The 21,121-nt window shown below is 68.9% G+C and carries 21 protein-coding genes; 11 read left to right on the top strand and 10 right to left on the bottom strand.

The window, feature by feature from the left end; genetic code table 11:
• Positions 1–1,871 precede the first annotated feature (1,871 nt).
• From CBQ26_RS20740 to CBQ26_RS20770, 7 genes are all read left to right on the top strand, one after another.
• On the top strand, positions 1,872–2,105 hold the full coding sequence (locus CBQ26_RS20740; RefSeq protein ID WP_088250509.1) for a hypothetical protein: 234 nt from the start codon (positions 1,872–1,874) through the stop codon (positions 2,103–2,105).
• A gap of 883 nt (positions 2,106–2,988) precedes the next feature.
• Entirely contained in the window at positions 2,989–3,285 is a 297-nt protein-coding gene (locus CBQ26_RS21625) for a hypothetical protein (protein ID WP_143342234.1), read from the top strand.
• Positions 3,286–3,513: 228 nt separating this feature from the next.
• Positions 3,514–3,924, top strand: coding sequence for a hypothetical protein (locus CBQ26_RS20750; RefSeq protein WP_143342235.1), 411 nt, complete (start codon positions 3,514–3,516; stop codon positions 3,922–3,924).
• A 450-nt stretch (positions 3,925–4,374) separates the two neighbouring features.
• Positions 4,375–5,466, top strand: coding sequence for a zinc ribbon domain-containing protein (locus CBQ26_RS20755; RefSeq protein ID WP_088250512.1), 1,092 nt, complete (start codon positions 4,375–4,377; stop codon positions 5,464–5,466).
• Positions 5,467–5,554: 88 nt separating this feature from the next.
• Positions 5,555–6,001 (top strand): hypothetical protein, encoded by a 447-nt coding sequence (locus tag CBQ26_RS20760; protein WP_088250513.1) that lies wholly within the window; start codon positions 5,555–5,557, stop codon positions 5,999–6,001.
• A gap of 333 nt (positions 6,002–6,334) precedes the next feature.
• Complete coding sequence (locus CBQ26_RS20765; RefSeq protein ID WP_088250514.1) at positions 6,335–7,837, top strand: replication initiator protein A; 1,503 nt, start codon at positions 6,335–6,337, stop codon at positions 7,835–7,837.
• 284 nt (positions 7,838–8,121) lie between these two features.
• Positions 8,122–8,556 carry a hypothetical protein gene (locus tag CBQ26_RS20770; protein WP_216360397.1) on the top strand — a complete coding sequence of 145 codons (435 nt, stop codon included), beginning with the start codon at positions 8,122–8,124 and terminating at the stop codon, positions 8,554–8,556.
• 37 nt (positions 8,557–8,593) lie between these two features.
• On the opposite strand, the gene CBQ26_RS20775 is transcribed toward CBQ26_RS20770, so the two are convergent.
• From CBQ26_RS20775 to mbhE, 10 genes are all read right to left on the bottom strand, one after another.
• Positions 8,594–9,838, bottom strand: a complete 1,245-nt coding sequence (locus CBQ26_RS20775; RefSeq protein ID WP_088250515.1) for an eCIS core domain-containing protein — start codon at positions 9,836–9,838, stop codon at positions 8,594–8,596.
• Positions 9,839–10,252: 414 nt separating this feature from the next.
• Entirely contained in the window at positions 10,253–10,597 is a 345-nt protein-coding gene (locus CBQ26_RS21630) for a hypothetical protein (protein WP_143342236.1), read from the bottom strand.
• Positions 10,598–10,828: 231 nt separating this feature from the next.
• Entirely contained in the window at positions 10,829–12,223 is a 1,395-nt protein-coding gene (gene tnpC, locus CBQ26_RS20780) for an IS66 family transposase (protein ID WP_425319432.1), read from the bottom strand.
• Positions 12,224–12,315: 92 nt separating this feature from the next.
• A complete protein-coding gene (mnhG, locus tag CBQ26_RS20790; RefSeq protein ID WP_088250280.1) occupies positions 12,316–12,690 on the bottom strand; it encodes a monovalent cation/H(+) antiporter subunit G in 375 nt (124 codons plus the stop codon).
• The gene (locus tag CBQ26_RS20795) at positions 12,687–12,947 is read right to left on the bottom strand and encodes a monovalent cation/H+ antiporter complex subunit F (RefSeq protein ID WP_088250281.1); all 261 of its coding nucleotides are present in this window, start codon (positions 12,945–12,947) and stop codon (positions 12,687–12,689) included. Before CBQ26_RS20795 ends, mnhG begins: the two co-directional genes overlap by 4 nt.
• The gene (locus tag CBQ26_RS20800; RefSeq protein ID WP_088250282.1) at positions 12,944–13,441 is read right to left on the bottom strand and encodes a Na+/H+ antiporter subunit E; all 498 of its coding nucleotides are present in this window, start codon (positions 13,439–13,441) and stop codon (positions 12,944–12,946) included. The genes CBQ26_RS20795 and CBQ26_RS20800 overlap by 4 nt, the downstream gene beginning before the upstream one ends.
• Entirely contained in the window at positions 13,438–15,015 is a 1,578-nt protein-coding gene (locus tag CBQ26_RS20805; protein ID WP_244898091.1) for a complex I subunit 5 family protein, read from the bottom strand. Before CBQ26_RS20805 ends, CBQ26_RS20800 begins: the two co-directional genes overlap by 4 nt.
• On the bottom strand, positions 15,012–15,452 hold the full coding sequence (locus CBQ26_RS20810) for a Na+/H+ antiporter subunit C (protein ID WP_088250283.1): 441 nt from the start codon (positions 15,450–15,452) through the stop codon (positions 15,012–15,014). Before CBQ26_RS20810 ends, CBQ26_RS20805 begins: the two co-directional genes overlap by 4 nt.
• A 79-nt stretch (positions 15,453–15,531) precedes the next feature.
• Positions 15,532–16,047 carry an MnhB domain-containing protein gene (locus CBQ26_RS20815; RefSeq protein ID WP_244898092.1) on the bottom strand — a complete coding sequence of 172 codons (516 nt, stop codon included), beginning with the start codon at positions 16,045–16,047 and terminating at the stop codon, positions 15,532–15,534.
• The gene (gene mbhE, locus CBQ26_RS20820; protein ID WP_342351789.1) at positions 16,044–18,353 is read right to left on the bottom strand and encodes a hydrogen gas-evolving membrane-bound hydrogenase subunit E; all 2,310 of its coding nucleotides are present in this window, start codon (positions 18,351–18,353) and stop codon (positions 16,044–16,046) included. The genes CBQ26_RS20815 and mbhE overlap by 4 nt, the downstream gene beginning before the upstream one ends.
• Positions 18,354–18,672: 319 nt before the next feature.
• Here mbhE and CBQ26_RS20825 point away from each other — a divergent pair, with 319 nt between their 5' ends.
• The 4 genes from CBQ26_RS20825 (at position 18,673) to CBQ26_RS20840 (ending at position 21,078) form a co-directional block, all read left to right on the top strand.
• Positions 18,673–19,170, top strand: a complete 498-nt coding sequence (locus CBQ26_RS20825) for a hypothetical protein (RefSeq protein WP_244898093.1) — start codon at positions 18,673–18,675, stop codon at positions 19,168–19,170.
• A gap of 208 nt (positions 19,171–19,378) precedes the next feature.
• The gene (locus tag CBQ26_RS20830) at positions 19,379–19,834 is read left to right on the top strand and encodes a DUF1775 domain-containing protein (RefSeq protein WP_088250285.1); all 456 of its coding nucleotides are present in this window, start codon (positions 19,379–19,381) and stop codon (positions 19,832–19,834) included.
• Between the two features lie 19 nt (positions 19,835–19,853).
• Entirely contained in the window at positions 19,854–20,252 is a 399-nt protein-coding gene (locus CBQ26_RS20835; RefSeq protein ID WP_088250286.1) for a copper resistance CopC family protein, read from the top strand.
• Positions 20,253–20,265: 13 nt separating this feature from the next.
• Positions 20,266–21,078, top strand: coding sequence for a CopD family protein (locus CBQ26_RS20840; protein ID WP_088250287.1), 813 nt, complete (start codon positions 20,266–20,268; stop codon positions 21,076–21,078).
• Positions 21,079–21,121 lie beyond the last annotated feature (43 nt).

Genomic DNA, 21,121 nt, shown 5'->3' on the forward strand with positions numbered 1-21,121 from the left:
CGCGACTGACCCCTGATGACCAGACTCTCTGATCTCCGATGACCTCAGACGATACGCCTCGACCGACCACGGGCGACCCTCGTTGCATCAAAACCGGAGCAGCGGTGACGCGAAGTTCAGTCCACGAACCTCCAACGTCCACGCGCGACTGACCCCTGATGACCAGACTCTCTAACCTCCGATGACCGCAGACGACACGCCTCGACTGATCACCGCCAACCCTCGCGGCATCAGAGCCGGAGCAGCGGTGACGCGAAGTTCAGTCCACGAACCTCGAACATCCACACGCGACTGACCCCTGATGACCAGACTCTCTGATCTCCGATGACCTCAGACGATACGCCTCGACCGACCACGGGCGACCCTCGTTGCATCAAAACCGGAGCAGCGGTGACGCGAAGTTCAGTCCACGAACCTCCAACGTCCACCCGCGACTGACTCCTGATGACCAGACTCTCTGATCTCCGCTGACCTCCGGCAAGAGGCAGCGATCAGTCACCTGCGGCGGAGTCTGATGCCCGCTTGACCTCGCGGCTGAGAGTGAAGGGGGTCGTGCATGCGGAGCGGCGGGGCTGAATCTGAACGCGGATCTCAGTTGTCTACACTGCTCCGCGAGGGGACGGAGGGGTGAACTTGCGCTGAACTTTTTCGCCGCGACGGGTGAAGCGCGCATGATTCTTGACGGGTCATTTATTTTTTTTCGGAGCGATACGACCGGTCAGAAATAATTTCGGCGCACTTGAGCAGCGGCGCGGAGCGTCGACGGAGGCCTGGGAGGCGCGAGCGTCGAGGCCGGACGAGGCCCGGAGCCTCGAAAAAAGCCCCTCATTCAAGGGGTAACTCGTACCGAGAATGAGCGCATCTGGAAATGAGGTTCTCTCCGATTTCCTACAGTCCTAAGCAGAGAGGTTTCCTCATCGACGCATGTTTTCCGTCGTCCCTTTCGGCGTTGCGGGGGTGTGGACTGTTTTTGGGTGTGTCCTGCGGGGCGTCTCGGGTGTTGCGTTTGTTGCGCAGTGCGGTTTTTCGGGTCGGCTGAGGCGTCGGCGGCGGCGTCTGGGGGGTGTGTTGCCTGCGGGCCGGCCCGTTGGGCGCGTCCCGCAATGAGGGGTGGGGGGTGGCGTTTGGCGTGGAGGCGAGAGGGGGTCGTGTTTTTTTTCTGACGGTCGAGGGGTGGGTTGCCTGCGGGCCGGCCCGTTGGGCGCGTCCCGCAATGAGGGGTGGGGGGGTGACGTTTGGTGTGGAGGGGTGTCGTTCGCTGGTCGCCGGTGATGCTGGTCGGTTGCCGCCGACTCCTCGTCCGGGGTCGCTCGCCGGTCTCGGTCGCCGGTGATGCTCGCCGGTCTTGGTCGACTGTTCGTCCGGGGTCGCTCGCCGGTCTCCGGCCTCCGGTCTCGGTCGCCGGTGATGCTCGCCGGTCTTGGTCGACTGTTCGTCTGGTGTCGCTCGCCGGTCTCCGGCCTCCGGTCTCGGTCGCCGGTCGTCTGGTGTCGCTCGCCGGTCTCCGGTCTCGGTCGCCGGTGATGCTGGTCGGTCTTGGTCGACTGTTCGTCTGGTGTCGCTCGCCGGTCTCCGGCCTCCGGTCTCGGTCGCCGGTCGTCTGGTGTCGCTCGCTGGTCGCCTGGTGGGTTGGACGTGACGGGTGCCGGGCGTTGGTGGGTGGTGGGTGTTCGCCTGGGTGTGATGGGTGGCGGTTGGCGTGCGGCGTGGTGATGCGAGCGGCGGGGTCTGGCGACCCGCGCCGCTCGGTGGAGGGTGGTATGACTCAGGCGGCGGTGGTGGTTCGGGATCGGTCGGCTCGGTGGAGGAACGTCGGTGTTGCCTTCCGCCATCGCAACGGCGGGGGGTGGAACATTCAACTGGAGGGTGGCGTGCCGGACGAGACGCTGGTGATCAAAGACGCGAACGGGTACGAGCCGGGAACGCAGTTCCGGTTGATGGTGACCCGTCCGGCGGTGTCGGGCGGAACGGACTGGTTCGAGGTGGGCCGGGCGTGGGTGTCGCGGGAGGGCCGGGCGGTGCTGGCGACTCTGGACGTGATCATCCCGGCAGGCGAAACGAAACTGGTGATCTTGCCGAGGCGCAGCCGGGCGGTGCGGGCGTGAGTGGTCGGCGGGCGGATGTGTTCGTGACGGCGCTCGGTTCGGACGGCGGGTACGTCCCGGTGGGGTTGGGATGGGCGAGTCCGGAGGGCGGTTGGCGGTTGCGGTGTTTCGCCCGGCCGGGCGCGGCGCGGTTCGGGTTGTTCCTGCCGGCCGGGTGTTCGGGTGTGCTGCCGTCCCGGGTGACGGTGCATGCGAGCAGCGGAGACCAGGTGGGGTCGGGGGCGTTCGTTCGCGGGTTGCGTGGCGTGATGCTTCAGGTGAGTGCGTGGCCGGCGGGCCGGTCGGGTGAGTGCTGGTTGACAGCTCGGGTTCCGGCGGGCGCGCGGTTGGAGCCGGTGACGGCTCGGCGGTGATGGGCGGGTCCGGCGAGGCGGGGTCTGGCGACCCTCGCCTGCCGACAGGGGATGACGGTTGATGTGGGGAGGGGTGCGCCGCAGGCGTACCTCTCCTCTGGCCGTTAGCGCTGAACGAGGAGGGACGGGACCGTGACGGGAGCTGTTCGACTGACGCCCGACCTCGCGCTCTGCCTCAGGCGACTGACGCTCCCTCTCTCTGCTCGGGTGACGCTCGACGGCACAGGTCGGCTCCGGCTACTGACACTCCCTCTCTGCTTTCCGGCGGGGCGGGGTCTGGCGACCCTCACCCGCCGACGAGGGATGGCATGACGACTGATGGCGTGGCGGACCTGCGGGCGTTGATGCTCTGTGCGGGTTGGGATGTGCAGCGAGGCGGGCGGGTCCTGTGTCCGGTGCGGGGAGCGTTCGTCTCCCTGTCTCCGGATAGACGGCGGGTGCTGGTGCAGTTGCCGTCCGGCACCCGGACGGTGGTGGAGGTGGGCCGGCGGGTGCGGTTGGTCCGGCCGCCGTCGGTGCGGGTGGGGGACGTGACGTTGACCTCATGGGATGCGGGGTGGTTGCGGCGGGCGGACGTCCGGGTTCGGGCGGCGGCGCTGGTGGCGGGGGTGGGTTCGTCGCGCGGCGTGGTGAGTCTGGTGTCGCCGTACCTGAATCAGGTGGGCGTGCGGGTGGAGGGCGTGACGGTGATCGAGTCGCAGGCCCGGGCGGGCGAGCCGTTCTCGGTCCGGGTGGAGGACGACCCGGTCCGGCGTTCGTCGTCCGGTGGCCTGGGGCGTCTGCTGCTCATGACGGCGGTGGCGTTGACGGCCGGAGCGCGGGACTGAGGAGCGGAGAACGGGACGTGACGGTGGCTGTTCGACGGACGCCGGACCTCGCGCGCTGACTCCGCTGACTGACGCGCCCTCTCTCTGCTCAGGTGACGCCCGACGGCACAGGTCGGCTCCGGTGCCAGGCGCGCCCTCTCTCTGCCTGTCGGCAGGCGGGGTCTGGTGACCCTCGCCCGCCGATGGGTGCTGGTGTGTGTCTTCTCTTCTGCTGCGAGGTGGGTGCTGATGAATCTGAATGAAGCGTTGGGGCCGGAGTGCTGGAACGTGCAGCCGGACGGGTCGGCGTTGTCTCCTCTTTCGGGCGTGGGAGTCTCCATCACGCATGGCGGGGAGCGGGCGCTGCTGGAGTTGCGTTCCGGGTGGCGGACGATCTTCGACGCGCGGCGTGGGGGGTTGCTGATCGCGCCGGCGGTGCGGGTGGTGGACGGCGTGACGCTCCGCGCGGTGAGTGCGCGGGCGTGGCGGGACGAGTCGGTGGTGCTGGAAGCGGCGGCGGCTCTGCGGGCGTTCGGCGTGGGGAGTGGGGTGTTCGGGCGGCCGGACTGGGCGCCGGGTGAATGGAGTCTGTCGGCGGAGGACACCGCGGGCCGGTGGGTGAACGTGCGGCGGGCGCTGCGGGACCGGGAGGCGGCATAGACCCGTCCAGCAGAGGTGGCGGCACGGACGTGCCGTTGGCGTGGCGTTCCTCTGCCCACATACCTCTACACCACCCGGAGCCCGTTGGGCCCGCGGGTGGTGAAAACGGGGAGGCATGCGCTCAATCACAAACCTGGCGATGATCCAGCCGCATGGAGAACCGGCGGTCACACCACCATGCGTCACATCCGTGCCGTTCGTGTTATGGCCGGGGCCGGCGCCTCCCACTGCAGATATCCAGCCGGACCATTCTCTGACTATTTTCGGCTCACCTGCTACAGCAGACCATCACGACATCGCACCTGCGATCACGATCAACGGAGCACTCGGCAGCCACCTTCCCGTGAAATTCGCCCCCTTACGGGGGCGGCCTTTTTTGCTGTCGAACGCCCGTTTGACCGTCATCGCATCGCCGTCGCATGACGACGCACCCACCACACGGAGGCTCCCATGGCATTTAACGATCTGGACACGTACAGCACACGCAACCACAAAGAGAGCTATCCCAAACTCGACGCCCTGTTTGATGGACAGCCATCTCAGTTGGCCAAATGCGGCCCTCGGGGCCGCCTTTTCGATCTCCCGACCGGTCTGCACGTCACCGCGCTCGACAGCAACTACCTGCAGATCGGTGACCTCGTGATCCGCACCGAGGTGCATGCACTCCCCTCCGCGCCCCTCATCGCCGTGATTGACGCGTCGCCGAATTTCCGGCAGTACACCGGACTGGACGAGCTGCTGACGATCCTCCGCGACCCCGACGCCAACGTCACACTGTTTCGGGAACGAATCACCGACGTCGTCGCTCGGGGGCTCCACGCCGGTCAGCCCCCACAGCTCGTCACGCCGTCGAGCGGGTTCACGGCTGTGTGGCACCCGGCGCGAACCCAGTTCATCCGCACGCCCGACGGCCACTGGTTCACCCGCCTCGCGTTCGAGCTGACCCCCACCGCCGACCTCGAACCCGCGGCCCAGCTGACGACGTTCGGGCTGGATCTCGGCAGTTCGCCCGTCGTCTGTGCGGCCGGCGGTGACGGCCGCGTGGAGATGTTCGGCGGGCCCCTCCCGCTGCTCAACGCGCTGCGCCGCCGCGACGACTACTCCGCGGAGGAGAGGCGGGTGTTGCGGCTCCTCACGTACGCCGCCGGACGCGAGGAGGCGGAGGCCGCCATCCGGTTTCTCGCCCGTACCGCGAGCATGGTCTACGCCGAGCAGCTCACCATCGAGGGCATGTGGGGCGGTTTTATCGCGACCGGCCGCCTGCAGGCGACTCTCGATTTTCATTTCTCCTGGTTACCGCAGGCGCTGTTTCGGGCGGGCGTGCCGTTCGAGCGCGTCAACGCGCGGGGAACCAGTCAGGTGTGCCACGTCCATCCCGATACGATCGGAAAACGCGACGGGAAACGATTTGTATGCCCGCGGTGCGTCGGCGTTCAGCACGTGGATGTCAACGCCGCCCGTAACGTTCATGCCCGTGGACTGCGCCAGTACGGTGTGCGACCGTCGTTCCACTGGCGTCGGCAGCGTCGGCGTGCGGCATGACGCTCCTGATATCCGTCCGTGCGCCAGTGGACGAGCGCACTTCCGGACTGCGGGGACTGGCCTCGCCTACCTCGGGGAGGATCTGCTCATGACGCGGGGTACGTCCAGCATCCCCGCCACCCGTCTCGCCGCCAACCTGCACCTCCTGGCGACCGTCGGCCTCACCACGGCGCAGCAGGTACAGCTGCTCGGGTTGGACGCCCGCGCGGTGCGACTCGCGCTCCGGACCGGCCTCCCGCTGCCCGTCTCCCCAGAGCAGCAGCAGAGGATCCGGTCGAGCGTGGAGATCGCCCAGGCCGTCCACGTCCTCTACAACCGCTACCCCGAGCGCTGGTTCACCCGTGAGAACAACCGTCCGCCGTTCGACGGGCAGACGCCCCTGGCGTACGTTCTGGCCGGCGGCACGGCGGCGCTCGTCGCCACGCACCGCTCGCTCCTCGCAGACCTCAACGGGTTGTTCAGCACATCGCTCGAGTCCAGGGCACTGGCGGGCTCGCTCCCGCAACCCGACATCGAGGTGGACGCATCCCTGTAACTGGAAGTCCCGAGATTCTGTCCCCCGCACAGTGACCGTTGGCGATTTGGGGGGTTTGTCCCCGATCACCGTTGGCGATTTGGGGGGTTTGTCCCCGATCACCGTTGGCGATTTGGGGGGTTTGCACCCGATCACCGTTGGCGATTTGGGGGGTTTGCACCCGATCACCGTTGGCGATTTGGGGGGTTTGTCCCCGATCACCGTTGGCGATTTGGGGGGTTTGTCCAAAAACAACGTCCTAGAGCGCTTTCACGAATTCGTCTTTGATGATGATGTTTTTTAAGTATTTAAAAGAAAAAACATCATCATTCACATAAACCAGGAAGTTGAACAATGCGCGGAAAAAAGGTAATCTCGCTGCAATCTGACCAACCAGCCCAGCGGGCGGTGGGCATCACGCACATAGAGAGGAATCTGGCGCGGCTGAATCTGATTCAGAGTGTCAAGCAAACGCATCAGACGCAGTGGCATAAGACGGTCGAGCTAGACAGCCATGGGGCGATCCGTATTGAATGTACAGCCGCAGCCGGCGACGTCGTCCCTCACGGAACCGATAATGACGTGCTGCTGGGACTTGTTACGGCCGCCGTGATACAGGACATGCCTGATGACGACAAGGTCACCATGACGGTAGTGGAACTGCTGCGAATGAGTGGCGTGCAGCCCAGTGCCCGCGCTTACAAAGAGGTTCACGAAACCCTGAGGAGGCTACAGCGTACCTCATACGAGATTCGGGATTCTTGGTTCGACCAGGGGCGCGTACAGTGGCGCAGTGTAACGATGAGCATCATCGTGCGGGTCGAAGTGAACGGAATAGCCGCCATAGGTGAAACTATTGGTCGCTGGCAACCCCACACGCAGGTCACAGTGCAACTGGACCGGACAGTGATGCAGAGCGTGCGGGACGGATACCTGCGCGCCGTGGATCGCCGACTTCTCGAACAGCTGAAGCAACCCATGGCCCGCAACGCGTTTCTGACGCTCAGTGTTCTGCGCCTCCAGAACGATGAAAACCTCGCTGACACCTACCGAGTTCCACTGATGCGGTGGGCCGCGCACCTCGGCCTTCACTGGGATCGCCCGGACAAGGTCGTAAGGGCTCTGGCGCCCGTCCATGAGTCGCTGAAACGCGCCGGGCTACTGGAAGGCGTGGAGTTCAAAGGTCGTGGCACGGCGCAGGTCATCACCTACCGGTTCTATCCATCCGCCGCTGACACACTGGATGTTCCCGGTTCAGGTGATGATCCCCGCGCGGTGAGTGGATCTGGCGGTTCTCCCTCACAACCAGAAACCCGGCCATTCGACGCCCATGCGGTTACACTCCTCACTGCTGAGGGGGTCGCGCCGGGACGCGCCGTCAGACTGGCCCGTCAGTTCACGCTCGCACAGGTCGAGGTTGCCGTGCGAACCCTGGCGGCGCTGCGTGCCACGCCGTACCGTGAGCGGGTCACGAATCCTGCGGGCCTCCTGCTCGACATCCTCGCCCACCCGGACCGGTACGTGCTGCCCGGTGCGGCGGCCCGGACCTCCACGCCGGCAGCTCCGCCAGCTACAGGTACCGGCAAGCAGGAAACCGCAGTTCCCAACACCAGGCAGCCGGCCTCGCCGGAGCCACCACCGGACGTGGAACGCACCGCATCGGCCGCACTGACGCTGCTGTCCCGGCGTCTGGACACCACCACGGATGGACGGGCGGTGCGGGACGAGGCTGTGGAAGCGTTCATCGCCGGTCTCGTGGGCGCCCTGGATCTCATCAGGATCGGCAAGGCCGCCACCGTTCCGGAAGCCCGGGCACTGCTGGATCGCCTGCGCACGCGCCAAGAGCACGCGCCCTGAACAGAAAGATCGGCGCATCAGGTCAGTCGTAACCCCACAACTCATCGTCACTCTCTGAGTCTCTCCAGCCGGGCGAACCACGCAGGGTGCGCCCGGCATTCACCATCCCATTCCGGCGGGCGTGCCCGCTGAACTGTCACTACGACCCACACGACAAGGAGTTATATATGCGCGCACATCGACGTTTTCTCGGGCATCCGCCTGACACCCGTTCCACTGGCGACCACCTGCCTCTCGCTCAAGTGACGTTCACCAGCGGGGCCCTCCGGTCCCTGCATGAGCAGTTGTACGTTCCTGGTCGCCTGCGTTCAGGGCTCCTGTTCGGTGAGCAGACTGGAGACACCCTGCACGTTCACCTCGCGACGCCGCCGCTGTACCCGCACTGGCATGCGGATCCCGTGCAGGCGCTCCTGCAGCCCGACGAGCGGTACGCGCTCGGGTGGAGTGACTGCGTGTCGGCCGTACACGGCCCGCACGTCGACTGGACCGGCAGCTGGCTGGCGTACCCCAGCAGCGAACTCGGGGAACTCCAGGCGGATCTCGGATGGGTGGATCTGATGGCCGCGCATGGGTTGGTGGACGCCCAGCATGTGCTGCTCACGGTCGGGTGGGACGAGGGCGTGTTCGCTGCTCGCGGATTCACGCAGGATCACCACCGGCACTGGCAGGAGCTCATGTGCCACACCGCGCCGCAGAAACCCCCCATGAACCGCAACTGATCTGGCGAACTGCCCGGGCAGGACCGGTGCGTTCCGTTCAGCGGGCGGCGTCCGGAGCGCCGGTCAGGAGGTCTGTCAGGTCCAACGCAAGTTCCTTGTTGAGGCTGTCCAGCCTCTTGCGCCACTTGGCGATACCGGCGGCCGATCCCGGGGCGCGCTGTAAGCCCCGCAGACTCACGGCCGGAACGAGTGGCTTCAGTCGGCCGGCCGTCTGCCTGATCGGCCCTGCACTCGCCAGTTGTGCGCCCATCCTGCGCGCCTCACTCTCCAGCCCGGCGTCCGGGTCGATGCCGGTGCCCACGCGGCCCTGGCTCTGCTGGACGGTGTGCGTGACCTCGTGCGCCAGGAGTTCCAGGCCGCTCTGCGTGCTCGGATTGAAGCGCCCCGCCTGGAAGAAGATGTCCGTGCCCGTCGTGAACGCGATGGCGTTCACGCCTTTGGCCAGCTTGTCGGCTTCCGCGTCATCGTGAATCCGTACGCGGCTCAGGTCGTGGTTCAGGCCCTGCTCCAGGTGGCGCTGAATGGCTTCCGGGAGTGGATTGCCAGCTCCCCTGCGCGCCTGGATGCGGGCCAGCACGGGCTGGGTCGCCTCGGCGTCCAGTTCCGCGAGTTGCCGCTGGAGGGTCTGCAGGGTGTCGAAGTTCAGGGCAGCCTGCTCCTGCGCCTGGAAGCGCTGCAGGGTCTCGTCGACCGCCCGCTGAAGGGGGAGACGCTCCGCCGGAGGAACCAGACCCAGCACCACCCGGGCGACCGGTGCGCTCACCGGATGACGCTGCAGGGTGGCGAGATGCTCACCGTACGCGGCGTAGCGGGCCTGGGCGTCGCCCCGATCCGAGCGGAAACCCTGCACGAGCGTCTGGGCCACCTGCCGCTGGAGTGAGGTGAAGGCTGTGCTGCTCCGGTAATCCAGCGGTTGTCCCTGGACCTCTTCGACCCGGGCGCGCATCACAGTCACCCACTCGGCGGGCGTGGTGGGCCGATCGGGAACGGGGCGGGGGTCCGCCTGTGGCCCCACAGTCGTCACTTCACCGAGCACTGCTACCTGCCGCTGGACGTGGCCGCGTTCCTGTTCGAGGTGGGTGTGTTCCTGGCGGTCCAGGCTGGCGGCCCGCAGGACCGGCCCGGCCGCGTGACGCTGCGCGGTCTGTGGGCGGGTGCCGTGCCTTGTGAGGGCCTGCCGCTGGACGGCGAGGGGCTCCATGGCCACTGGCACGTCCATCTGTTCGGGCGTCCGCTGTGGGAGCGGGGCCTTGCGTCTGGTTTGCTGGACCCGTTCGGTCATGACGGGCAGCGTACCGCGCAGGTGGACGGCAGGTCAGCGCAAATGAGCGTGAAGGGTCATGGCGGCCCCCATCGTCTTGAATCGGGTCCTTCGCAAGCCTGCCGTCCACGACCTTCCCCAGCGACCCGGGCCCCGCGCACTTCGTGCAGACGTTATACGGACTCCGATTGAATGGGCTGCAAAGCCCGTTCAATCCGAGCGGATGCGAGAAGGAGAGAAACGGGTTCCGGACGTGGAGCCGGCAATCCGGCGAAGTTCCGGATTGTTGGCGAAACAAACGGCAGTCCGTATTACACGCCTACACCTGCCCGCGGCCGGGCAGCAGCCAGACCTAGGGGCTTCCCCGGAGCTTCTCGGTGAAACACCTGTCAGCGAACGCTGCTGGGCCGGCGCCGGGGAAGACGCTGCGTCGCTTCAAGAGCGTGCCTGCTTCTCGCCTGGCTGGCAACGCGCACATGCAGGAATGGCCGAGATGTCCGAATTCAACAGAGGATGAAGACCTGCACCGACCATCTGCCTTGAGGTTCGGACATCTCGGCCACCCGGGAGTTCGGACATCTCGGTCAGTTGTGGAAGCGGCAAGGAGTTGCAGACCGTTGCCAGCGTGGATTTTTCAGAAAGAAGTGTCGCGTGGGAACTGACCGAGATGTCCGAATTGATCCAGGTAATGTTGAACTCAAGAAGTTCGGACATCTCGGCCACTTGCTCTCCTGCCTGTTCGGACATCTCGGTCAATTGAGTGGAGACCCGGTCGGACATCTGGGTTGGTTTTGTCCGGACATCTCGGTCAGTCGCAGAGAGGGTATTCGGACATCTCGGTCAGTTTTGAAGAGGAAAGTTCGGACATCTCGGTCAGTTCTGGCGGCCCGAGTTCGGACATCTCGGCCAGGAAAAATCTGAAAATGGCGCGCACGACGTAAATCGGACGGCTTCTCTGATGATGATCAATCTTTTAATCAATCAAATTCGTAACTGCTCAGCAGGGCCAGTTCAGAGGTTGAAATTGGGCATGAGCACGTCACCAGTAAACACGCTGACCAGACCCTCCCAGACGCTGAGACCCTGCTTCTGCAGCGTGGAGATATAGCTCCTGATCCGAGCGAAATTCTGCCCGCCCTCCGCGGACCGGAATCCCCCAGACACCTTGCGTTTCACGCACCAGGACCGCACGTCCCGTTCCGCCTGATTGTTGTCGAACGGCACCCGGCGATCATGCAGGAACAGCAGCACCGCGCAGCGGTGCTGCTGGCACCGTAACGCCAGATTCCGCCCGTGTGACTGCTTCGCCCTGCCCCGCCGTCCCGGAACGGGCGGCGCGGCCGGATTGGCCAGCAAGCCCTCCTCGAGCAGCTCATCAAATCGACGTTCAAACGCTGTGCGGGCCTCTGGGCTTAGCGTCCCAGCTTTGAGCTCGTGATACACCGTCCTCAGCGCTTCCCGAAGTGCTCCAGCCCAGACCTGCCCATGGTGTTCGGCCAATCCCCGCAGTTCCCGCAGGAGATGAGCACCGCACAGCGCATGCTGTGCCGGAAGTTTGAAGTACGAGCTCCAGGCATCGTGGACCAAGATGCCCGTATAGTTCGGCAGGATCTTCATGTCCTCCAGGGCTGCGCGGCCACGCCGGGCATGCTGGCCGTAGAACGTGAGCTGCGCGCAGCTCACGACATGCATCCATTGCAGCTTTCCGTTCACTGGGCTGCCGGTCTCATCTGCATGCAGCACCGGTTGCTCCGTCAGTGCCGTTCGGAGGTGCGACTCAAAGTCCTGCAGCCGATCGGCCGCGAGGTTGAGGTTGAGGGCGATGGTGCCATCACTGGGTCGCGCCCCGCAGAGAGCACGCAGAATCTCACTGGTGCGTTCGAGGGGCACGAAGTGCGCCACGTTCAGATACACCGTCAAGGCGTGGACCCGTGGGCCGTACTGCACCTGACCCGTGACGTGCGTCGGGAAGGGTGCTCGTTGCCGGTGATGACAGCCAGGACAGATTTTGACGTCGGCGCGGTATTCGGTGATCTGAAGCTGCCACGCTGGGAGGTCATGGACCTGTCGAGTAACCTGAGTGTCGACTGGAATGTCATCCCAGACCTGTCCGCAGGTGCAGTGTCCCGTGACAGAGAGGTGGACCGTGTGGTCGGGATGCGCTGACATCTTGAGGGTGTTGCCGGGATGATCTGGTTGAGCGCCAGAAGACCGGCCGGTCTTCTGGCGCTCACTCTTGGGCTGCCAGGGTTTGTCCTGACTGGGTGGTTGATTGGACGTGTGGCTGTTCTTGGCCTGTCGTCCTTCGAGCTCTTGAAGGCGTTTCAGGAGGACCGCAACCTGCGCTTCGAGCTCACGGATGCGTGCCTCGAGACGTTCACAGTTTGGGCAGGGGGGCTCGCTGATCGCTCTACCTTACCCAATCGACTCCGGGAAATCACCCTGCTGAGCAGTTACTCCGCTTGAATGGCTTGCAAGCCATCCAAGCAGAGTCCGGGTCAGTCAGCCGGGTCCTCGCGGGGGGGTTCGTCGCCGGGCTGCGGGTGGCGGCCCAGCTGGTTCCATTCGTCCGGGCCGCTCAGGCGGGGTGGCAGGGCGCGCAGGTACGCGGCCTGCGCGATCAGGTACGCGCTCAGGGGGGTGGTCAGGAACTGGAACAGCAGGATCGCGGCCAGTCGCGTGAAGGCGGCCGCCTCGGTCAGTTCGAGCGCCGCGCCCAGGAAGATCCCGGCCGAGCCGAGCGTGACCAGTTTGCTGCTGGCGTGCAGCCGCGAGTACAGGTCCGGGAAGCGCAGCACGCCGACGGCGGCCGTCAGCACGAAGAACGACCCGATCAGGATGGGAATGTCGCGCAGCGGACTGAAGTCGTTCACCGCATCACCCGGCCGGTCAGCAGGTAGCGGGTCAGGGCGACGGTGGTCAGGAAGCCCAGCAGGCTCAGGACCAGCGCGGCGTCCAGCAGGACCAGCAGGCGGGTCTTCACGGCGATCAGGACGATCAGGACGATCAGGTTCACGCTCAGGAAATCGAAGGCCATGATGCGGTCGCCCCAGCTGGGGCCGCGCAGGACGCGCGCCGCGACGAGCAGGGTGGAGAGCGTCACGATGACGAGGGCCAGGTTCAGGATCACGGGTGGACCTCCGGGGTGGCGCGGCGGGTCAGGACCGGCAGCAGGGCGTCCTCGACCCGGCGGATGGAGTCGCGCGCCTCGGCCGCGCCGGGCAGCCCGATGGCGTGCGCGTACAGCACGCGCCGCTCGTCGTCGAAGCCCATGGCGACCGTGCCGGGCATCAGGGTGATGGTGGCGGCCAGCAGCGTCTGCGCCGTCTCGCCCTCGAGGCGCATGGGGTACGCGACGATCATCGGGTTCAGCGGCGGGCGGGGGCGCAGGGCCAGCAGCGCCACCTGCACGTTCGCGAGCGACAGTTCCTTCAGGAAGAAGCCCGTGAAGCGCAGGGTGGCGACGCTGCGCCGCACGTACCCGGCGCTGCCGAGGGCGCGCGGGAACAGCGCCAGGATGCCGAAGCCCACCAGGAACCCGACGAGCAGTTCGCGCACGGCGACCTGCCCGGCGAACAGCGCCCAGGTGACGGCCAGCAGCAGGTTCAGTGCCAGGCCCCTCATGGCTGCCCTCCGGCCGGTTGCTCTGCGTCCGACTGCCCTGCGTCCGACTGCTCGCCGGCGGGCGCGTCGGGAATGACGACCGGGCCTGTTCCCAGCACGCCGCGCACGTAACCGTCGCCGCGCAGGTCGCTGGCGGCCGCCCCGGTGAAGGACAGCAGGGAGCCGCCGCCCACGGCGAGCGCCGCGACGAGCGCGGACGCCGCGTAGGCCGGCAGGCGCGTGCCGCGCGGGGCGGGCGCGGGCCGGGTGCCGGTCGCCTCGCCCCAGAAGAAGCCGCGCCAGACGTTCAGCAGCGCCAGCAGCGTCACGAGGCTCGCCAGCAGCGCGCAGGTGACCGCCACCCACGCGAGCGGGGTACCGCTCTGCACGCCGGCCTGCACGAGCGCGAACTTCGCGATGAACCCGGCGGTGGGGGGCAGTCCGGCGGTCGTCAGGGCGCACAGCAGGAACGCCCCGGCCAGCCAGGGCCGCTCGTCCAGGAAGCCGCGCGCGCGGACGTTGCGGGTCCCGGCGGCCCGTTCGGCCACGGCGGCGATCAGGAACAGCGCGGCCGTGACGGCCACGCTGACCGCGAGGTACGACAGCGTGGCGCGCAGCGCCAGCGGCGTGCCCAGGCCCAGGCCGAACGCGACGTACCCGGCGGAACTGACCACCGCGAACGACAGCACGGAGCGCCACTCGCGCTGGCTGAGCATCCCGAGCGCGCCGTACAGCATGGTGACGCTGCCCAGGATCAGCAGCAGCGTCTGCGGCAGCGCCGGGTCCTCCGTGAACACGGTCGTGAACACCCGGATCAGGGCGTACGCGCCGACCTTGGTCAGGATCGCCGCGAAGAACGTGCCGGTCGCGGCGGGCAGCGCCGGGTACGTGCCGGGCAGCCAGAAGCCCAGCGGGAACAGCGCGCCCTTGGCGGCGAACACCAGCAGCAGCAGCACGCTGATGGCGTTGACCGTGGCGTTCGGGCCGAGTTCCGCGCTGCGCTGCGCGAGGTGCGCGAAGTTCAGTGTGCCCAGCGCGCCGTACGTCAGGCCGCAGGCCAGCACCAGCAGCGCGGACGCCGCGAGGTTCATCACGATGTACCGGAAGCCCTCGCGCAGCTGCTCGCGGGTGGAGCCCAGGACCGCCAGGGCGTAACTGGCGACCAGCATCACCTCGAAGGCCACGAACAGGTTGAACAGGTCGCCCGTCAGGAACGACATCTGCACGCCGGCGAACAGCACGGCCATCAGCGTGAACAGGTGGTGGCGTTCGCGCGCGGGGTCCGGGTTGACCAGCGCCGCCCAGGTCGCCAGCAGCGCCGACACGGACGCCAGGACGCTCATGAACGCGCCTAGACGGTCGGCGGTCATGACGATCCCGAACGGGGCGGGCCACGCGCCCAGCTCACTGACCAGCACCGCGCCGTTCCACACGGCCGACAGCAGCAGCGCCGAGCACAGCAGCGTCAGCAGCGCCGCCGCGAGCGCCAGTCCCGCGCGGGCGCGCCGGCCCATGGGGGCCAGCATCAGGATGCCCATCCCCAGCGGCACCAGGATGGGCGCCAGCGGCAGCCAGGAGGTCGTCACGCCGCTCACGCGGGCCTCCGGGGCGCGCGGCGGGTGGAGGTCGGGGCCTCGGTCGGCTCGTCCGGCCCGAGGTGACTGGCGTCCGCGTGCAGGCCGTCCGGGCTGTCCGGGTCGCGGGCCAGACTGTCGCCGAAGGCCTCGACGTCGTCGTGCCCGGCGACCTGGTAGGCGCGCAGCGCGACGGTCAGCAGCAGCGCGGTCGTGGCGAACCCGATCACGATGGCGGTCAGGACCAGCGCCTGCGGCAGCGGGTCCACGTACGGGCCCTTCAGGGTCAGCAGGGGCGGCGCGTCCGGCCGCAGTCCGGCGACCGTCAGGATGGCGAGGTTCACGCCGTACGCGATGAACGCCAGTCCCAGCACCACCCGGATGATCGTGCGCGACAGCAGCAGGAACACGCCGGTGCCGACCAGCACGCCGATCAGCAGCGCGAACAGCGGTTCCATGTCGGCCTCCGGGTGGGGGTGTGGTGCGGGCGGCCCTGCGCCGCGCCCGGCGGGCGGGTCGGGGTCCGGGAAAGGTGGGTCATCGGTCGTCCTCCACCCGCTCGCGCGGGTTCACGTCAATCAGTTCGTAGGCGATGTGCAGGGCCGAGCCGGCCACGATCAGGTACACGCCCACGTCGAACAGCAGCGCGGTCGCCCACTCGAACTCGCCGGTCAGGGGCGTGCTGACGTACCCGTAGTCGCTTTTCAGGTACGCGCGGCCCAGCAGGTACGGGACCAGTCCGGTCGTGAACGACAGCGCCAGTCCCCACGGCACCACGGTCAAAGGCGGGAAGTTCAGCGCGCAGCGTCCGTTCGCCACGCGGTGCAGGATCAGCGCGCAGGCGGTCATGAGGCCCGCGATGAACCCCCCGCCCGGCGCGTTGTGCCCGCGCCACAGCAGCAGCGCCGTGAGCAGCATCACCAGCGCGAACGCCGCGCGGCTCACGACCCGCAGGACCGGGTCGCCCACGTCGGTCAGGGCGTTCGGCCGGGCCGCGGGGCCAGGACGGGCGGCGGGCCGTTTCCCGGCGCGTCCCTTGCGGCCCCCGCTCACGGTTTCCTCCGGGGGGCCGGCGCGGCCAGCTGTTCGGCGTCCACTTCCGGCGGGGCCTGTCCGGGCCGCCCCAGGCGCACAAGCGCGCCCACGGCGAGCGCCACGACCGCCACGACCGTGATCTCACCCAGCGTGTCGAAACCGCGGAAATCCACCAGGATGACGTTCACGACGTTCTTCCCGCCGCCCTCCTTGTACGAGTTGAGCAGGTAGTACGGCGAGATCGGCGGCGCCAGGAAGCGCAGGCTGGCCATGACCAGCAGCGTGGCGCCCGCCGCCGCGGCCGCCGAGAGCAGCAGGTCCAGGCCCAGGCGGCCCCGGGTGCGCGGCAGGTCCCGCACGCCCGGCAGGAACCGGAACACCAGCAGGAACAGGATCACCGTGACCGTCTCGACCAGCAGCTGCGTGAGTGCGAGGTCCGGGGCGCGCATCAGCAGGAACGACACGGCGCTCCCGAACCCGGTCAGGCCGGTCAGGACGACCGCCGTCAGGCGGTTACGGGACAGCGCCACGCCCACCGCGCCCGCCACGAGCAGCGCCGCGACCGGCAGCGCCTCGAGGGGCACGGTCCCCAGCCGGGGCAGCACCTGCGGCGCCTGCCACACGGCGTACCCGCCGATCAGGGCGGACGCGCCCAGGCTCAGGCGCAGCTGGTCCGGCAGCGCCAGCCCCTGCGTGCGCGCGGTCACGCGGCTCGCCAGGGTGTTCAGCAGCGTCAGGATCAGCACGTACGACAGGTTGGCGTTCCAGCGCGGCGTCAGGCGTTCCTGCAGGCGCTGCGCGGCCGGAGCCTGCCACACCAGCGCCGCGCCCAGCGCCCAGGTGACCAGCGTGCCCAGCAGGGCGGGCGTCACGCCATGCCACCAGCGGATGTGCCCACCGTACGACGCGAAGGCCAGCGCCTCCTGCGCCGTGCGGGTCAGCGTCTCGGTCAGGGCCGGCCACAGGCCCATCAGCAGGGCCGCGCCGGCCAGCAGCGCCGCCGGGACCGTCAGGCCCGCGCCGGCCTCATGCGGCACCTTCGGGGCACTCAGCTCGCCGGTGAACACCCGCAGCAGCCGCGCGCTGTACGCGAAGGTCAGCGCGCCTCCCGCGACCGCCACCGCCAGGAACAGCGGTCCCTGGTGCCACATCGTCTCGTAGAACAGTTCCTTGCTCAGGAACCCGCCCAGCGGCGGCAGGCCCGCCATGCTCAGGGCCGCCAGCACGGCCACGACGAACGTGACCGGCAGCGCCCGGCGCAGACCCGACAGACGCCGCACGTCCCGCGTGCCGGTCTCGTGGTCGATGATGCCCACCACGAAGAACAGCGCCGCCTTGAACGCCGCGTGGTTCAGCAGGTGCGTCGTCGCCGCGAAGCGACCCTCGGCGTCCGCTACGCCGTACAGGCTGACCAGCAGACCCAGCTGCGAGACCGTCGAGTACGCCAGCAGTGCCTTGAGGTCGTTCTGCCGCAGCGCCAGCCACGCGCCCCACACCATGGTCGCCAGTCCCAGCGGCACCAGCAGCCCACTCCAGAGCGGACTGACCGAGAAGATCAGCCCGAACTTCGCGACCAGCAGCACGCCCGCCTTGACCATCGTCGCCGAGTGCAGGAACGCCGACACGGGCGTCGGGGCTTCCATGGCGGTCGGCAACCACAGGTGGAACGGCAGCTGCGCAGACTTCGTCGCGGCGGCCAGCACGGTCAGCAGCAGCGCCGGCACGAACAGCGGCGAGGCCCGCACCGCGTCCAGATCAAGCTGCGACAGCTGCGCGCTGCCGCCGGCCAGTCCCAGCATCGCCACGGCCGCCAGCAGCGCCACGCCGCCCAGCGCGCTGATCAGGAAGGCCTTGACCGCCCCGTCACGCGCCGAACTGCGGGTGTGCCACAGGCCGATCAGCAGGAAACTCGTGACGCTGGTCATTTCCCAGAACGCGAACAGCGCCGCGAGGTTGTCGCTCAGGACCAGGCCCAGCATCGACCCGCCGAACGCCAGCAGGTACGGGTAGAACCGCCCGAAGCGCTCGCGGTCCGACAGGTACGTCACCGAGTACAGGCTCGCCAGCGTGCCGATCACGCCGATCAGCACCGCGAACATCAGCGAGAAGCCGTCCCCGCGGAACACCAGGTTCAGGCCCAGGTCCGGCACCCAGCGGGTCGTCTCGCTCAGCGTTTCGCCGCCCGTGCGCGAGGCCAGCAGCAGCGCCGGCACGAACGCCAGTGCGGCCAGCACGCCGGTCGCGCGGCCCAGGCGTCCGGCGAGCGCCGCGCACAGGGCCGCCATCAGGAACGGCAGCGCCACGGCCGCCGTCATCAGTCCCATGTCACGTCCGCCGCGCCGCTTCCGGGCGGGAGGGTGGGTTGTGTGTTCATCTGTGCCTCCTCTCGACAGGTGCGCTGCCAGGCAGTCTCCACCCGGAACCGTCCCCCTTCGGCTCCACGCGTCGTCCTCGGACCGTGACGGTCCGACCGGTCTGTAGTCTACGGAGGAACGGCGCCCCGGTGCCCGTACCTGAAGTGCATCCGAAGGTCGGGGCGGGCGCCGGGCAGGACATTCCCACCCGCCCGGCGCGCTATGGTGACCCGCGATGCACGCCCGGCGCGCCCCCCTTCCCTTCACGGTCCGTGCCGTGGAGCGGTGCGTGCTGGTCCTGCTGACGCTCGTCGCGTCCCTGATGCACCTGACCCGCAGCCCCGGCGCGGGCGGCCTGGGCCTGACCCCTCCCGCCGTGACCCGCCCCGCCCTAGCTGCCTCCGGCCCGGCTGCGTCCGTCCGGGTTCTTCCGGCCGGTGAGCGCGCCGCCCCGGCCGACACCGCCGCCCACCCCGGCGCCGGACACCCGCCCCACGAGCACGCCAGCCCGGCGTCCGTCGCGGACGCACCGGCCGGGCACGCCCCGCACCGTCACGCGGGCCACGCGCGGACCGACGCCGCCCCGAACGCCCCGCCCGGACACGCGGAGCACGCCGGTCCCCACTGCCCCTTCTGCCTGACGGCCGGCTTCGCGCTGGCTGCCGCGCCCGCCACGACCCTCCCGACCGTGCCTGCCCCGGTCGTCCCTGCGGCCGTCCGCCCTGCCGGACCGGCCGTTTCTGCCGTCCGTCACGCGGACCCGCGTGCGCCCCCCACCCTGGGCTGAGCGCCGCCCGCGCTGCAACGACCACGTTGCGCCGACACACGTTGCGCTGCGCTCCCGGCCACGGCCGCCGCGGCCCCCGTGGCCCATCCCCCCTGCCCGGAGTGCCCGGCACTTCCGGCTCCCTACTGCCGGCCCCCTGCCCCCGTTCCGCAGGTGCCTGTCTGCCGGCTGCGGCCCGCAGGTCCTGCCCCCACCCGAGGAGTTCCCCATGAAAACCCTGATCCGTTCCATGCTGTCCCTGTCCGCCGCCGTCCTGATCTCCGTGGCGGGGGCGCACGCGACCGTCCGTACCGAGGGCGGCCTGTCCGAGAGCAAGGTGGGTGTCAGCGAGACGTACCGCCTGAACGTCCCCACCGAGAAGGAGATCACGACCACGCAGATCCGCCTCGTCGTGCCGGCCGGCGTGACCATCAGCCGCTTCCAGGTGACGCCCGGCTTCACCCGCACCGTCACGAAGAACGCCGACGGACTGGTGACCGAGGTCGTGTGGAAGGGCCGCGTGGCCCCCATGGAGTACGCGCGGTTCTTCTTCCAGGCGCGCAACCCTGCGCAGGCGGGCGAACTGATCTGGAAGATCTACCAGACGTACAGTGACGGCAGCGTCGTGGCGTGGGACGACGCGGACCCTGCCAAGGGCCCGGCCGGCAAGACCACCGTCAAGTAACCACCCAAGGAGAGTTCCCATGCACCGACTCACTGCCCTGCTCGCGGCGCTCAGCCTGTCCCTGGCCGGCGCGCACACCGCCGTCACGTCCGTCACGCCCGCCCTGAACGCCACCGTGAGCGCCCCGGCCTCCGTGACCCTGACCTTCAACGAGGCCGTCGAGACGCGCTTTTCCACCTTCCGGGTGATGGCCGTCCCCACCGGCCGGACTGCCCAGGCCGCCGCCACGCTGGCCCTGGCCGAGAAGCCCGGCAGCGCCCGCCTCGTCAACCGCGCCGCCACCCTTCCCGCCCTGGCGGCCCGCGTGACCCTGCCGCTGCGCGCCGACCTGAAACCCGGCGCGTACGTGATCGCCTGGAAGATCCTCTCCGAGGACGGGCACCCCGTCTCGGGCCACAGCAGCTTCCGGGTCCGGTGAAGGGCCGCCCCGCGTGACTGCCGCGCTGGCCGCCCTGGGCTTCGCGGGCGTGGCCCTGCTGCTGGGCGGGGCGCTGGCCCGCCGCTGGCTCACGCCGGGCCACCCCCCCACGCGCTTCCTGGGGGCGGGGCTGGCGCTGCTGCTGCTCGGCTGGCTCGGGCAGGCGGCCTTGACCCTGGGCGCGCTGGGGTTCACGGCCCCCACCGACCTGCTCGACTACCTGAGCGGCACCTCCACCGGCCGGGCCATGCTGGGCGGCCTGATCGGCGCGCTGCTGCTGCTCGCCGCCGAACTGGGCAGCCGCCCGCGCTGGCCGGTCCTGGCGGCCGCGCTGCTGCTCGCGTGGGGCGCGGCCGGCACCGGGCACGGCGCCGGGCACGGCCCCTGGGTGCGCGGCCTGCACGCCGCGCACCTGCTGGCCATGTCCGTGTGGGTCGGAGGCGTGCTGGCCATCGTGACCACCCGGCCGCTCACGGTGGCCCTGGCGCGGCGGTTCACGCCGGCCGCGCTGGGCAGCGTGGCCGTCCTGGCCGGCACCGGCCTGCTCATGGCGGGCGAGCACCTGCGCTCGCCCGCGCAGTGGACCGGCACGCTGTACGGGCAGACGCTGCTCGTCAAGGTGACCCTGGTCGCCCTGGCGCTCGGCGCGGCCATCCTGGTCCGCCGGGCGTTCGCGGCCCGCTCACCGCAGGCGCGGGTCGCCCTGGCGCGCGAGGCGCTGCTGCTCGTGACGGTGCTGGGCACCACCGCCGTCCTGAGCACCCTCCCGCCGCCCGCACCGGCCCCGTCGGCGGGACCGGCCCGCGCCGCGCCGCCGGGCCGGTGAGCCTGCTGGTGACTCCGCCGGTGACCCCGCCGGGGCTTGTTAC

Origin of the sequence: Deinococcus indicus, from assembly GCF_002198095.1 — a bacterium.
Classification (GTDB): domain Bacteria; phylum Deinococcota; class Deinococci; order Deinococcales; family Deinococcaceae; genus Deinococcus; species Deinococcus caeni.

Excerpts from the sequence above, each read along its gene's own strand:
- CBQ26_RS20810 (WP_088250283.1), bottom strand. The coding sequence starts at position 15,452 with ATGGAACCGCTGTTCGCGCTGCTGATCGGCGTGCTGGTCGGCACCGGC.
- CBQ26_RS20800 (WP_088250282.1), bottom strand. The coding sequence starts at position 13,441 with ATGAGGGGCCTGGCACTGAACCTGCTGCTGGCCGTCACCTGGGCGCTG.
- CBQ26_RS21630 (WP_143342236.1), bottom strand. The coding sequence starts at position 10,597 with ATGTCCGACCGGGTCTCCACTCAATTGACCGAGATGTCCGAACAGGCA.
- CBQ26_RS20760 (WP_088250513.1), top strand. The coding sequence starts at position 5,555 with ATGACGCGGGGTACGTCCAGCATCCCCGCCACCCGTCTCGCCGCCAAC.
- CBQ26_RS20830 (WP_088250285.1), top strand. The coding sequence starts at position 19,379 with ATGAAAACCCTGATCCGTTCCATGCTGTCCCTGTCCGCCGCCGTCCTG.
- CBQ26_RS20755 (WP_088250512.1), top strand. The coding sequence starts at position 4,375 with ATGGCATTTAACGATCTGGACACGTACAGCACACGCAACCACAAAGAG.
- CBQ26_RS20835 (WP_088250286.1), top strand. The coding sequence starts at position 19,854 with ATGCACCGACTCACTGCCCTGCTCGCGGCGCTCAGCCTGTCCCTGGCC.
- CBQ26_RS20750 (WP_143342235.1), top strand. The coding sequence starts at position 3,514 with ATGAATCTGAATGAAGCGTTGGGGCCGGAGTGCTGGAACGTGCAGCCG.
- mbhE (WP_342351789.1), bottom strand. The coding sequence starts at position 18,353 with ATGGGACTGATGACGGCGGCCGTGGCGCTGCCGTTCCTGATGGCGGCC.
- CBQ26_RS20775 (WP_088250515.1), bottom strand. The coding sequence starts at position 9,838 with ATGACCGAACGGGTCCAGCAAACCAGACGCAAGGCCCCGCTCCCACAG.
- CBQ26_RS20765 (WP_088250514.1), top strand. The coding sequence starts at position 6,335 with ATGCGCGGAAAAAAGGTAATCTCGCTGCAATCTGACCAACCAGCCCAG.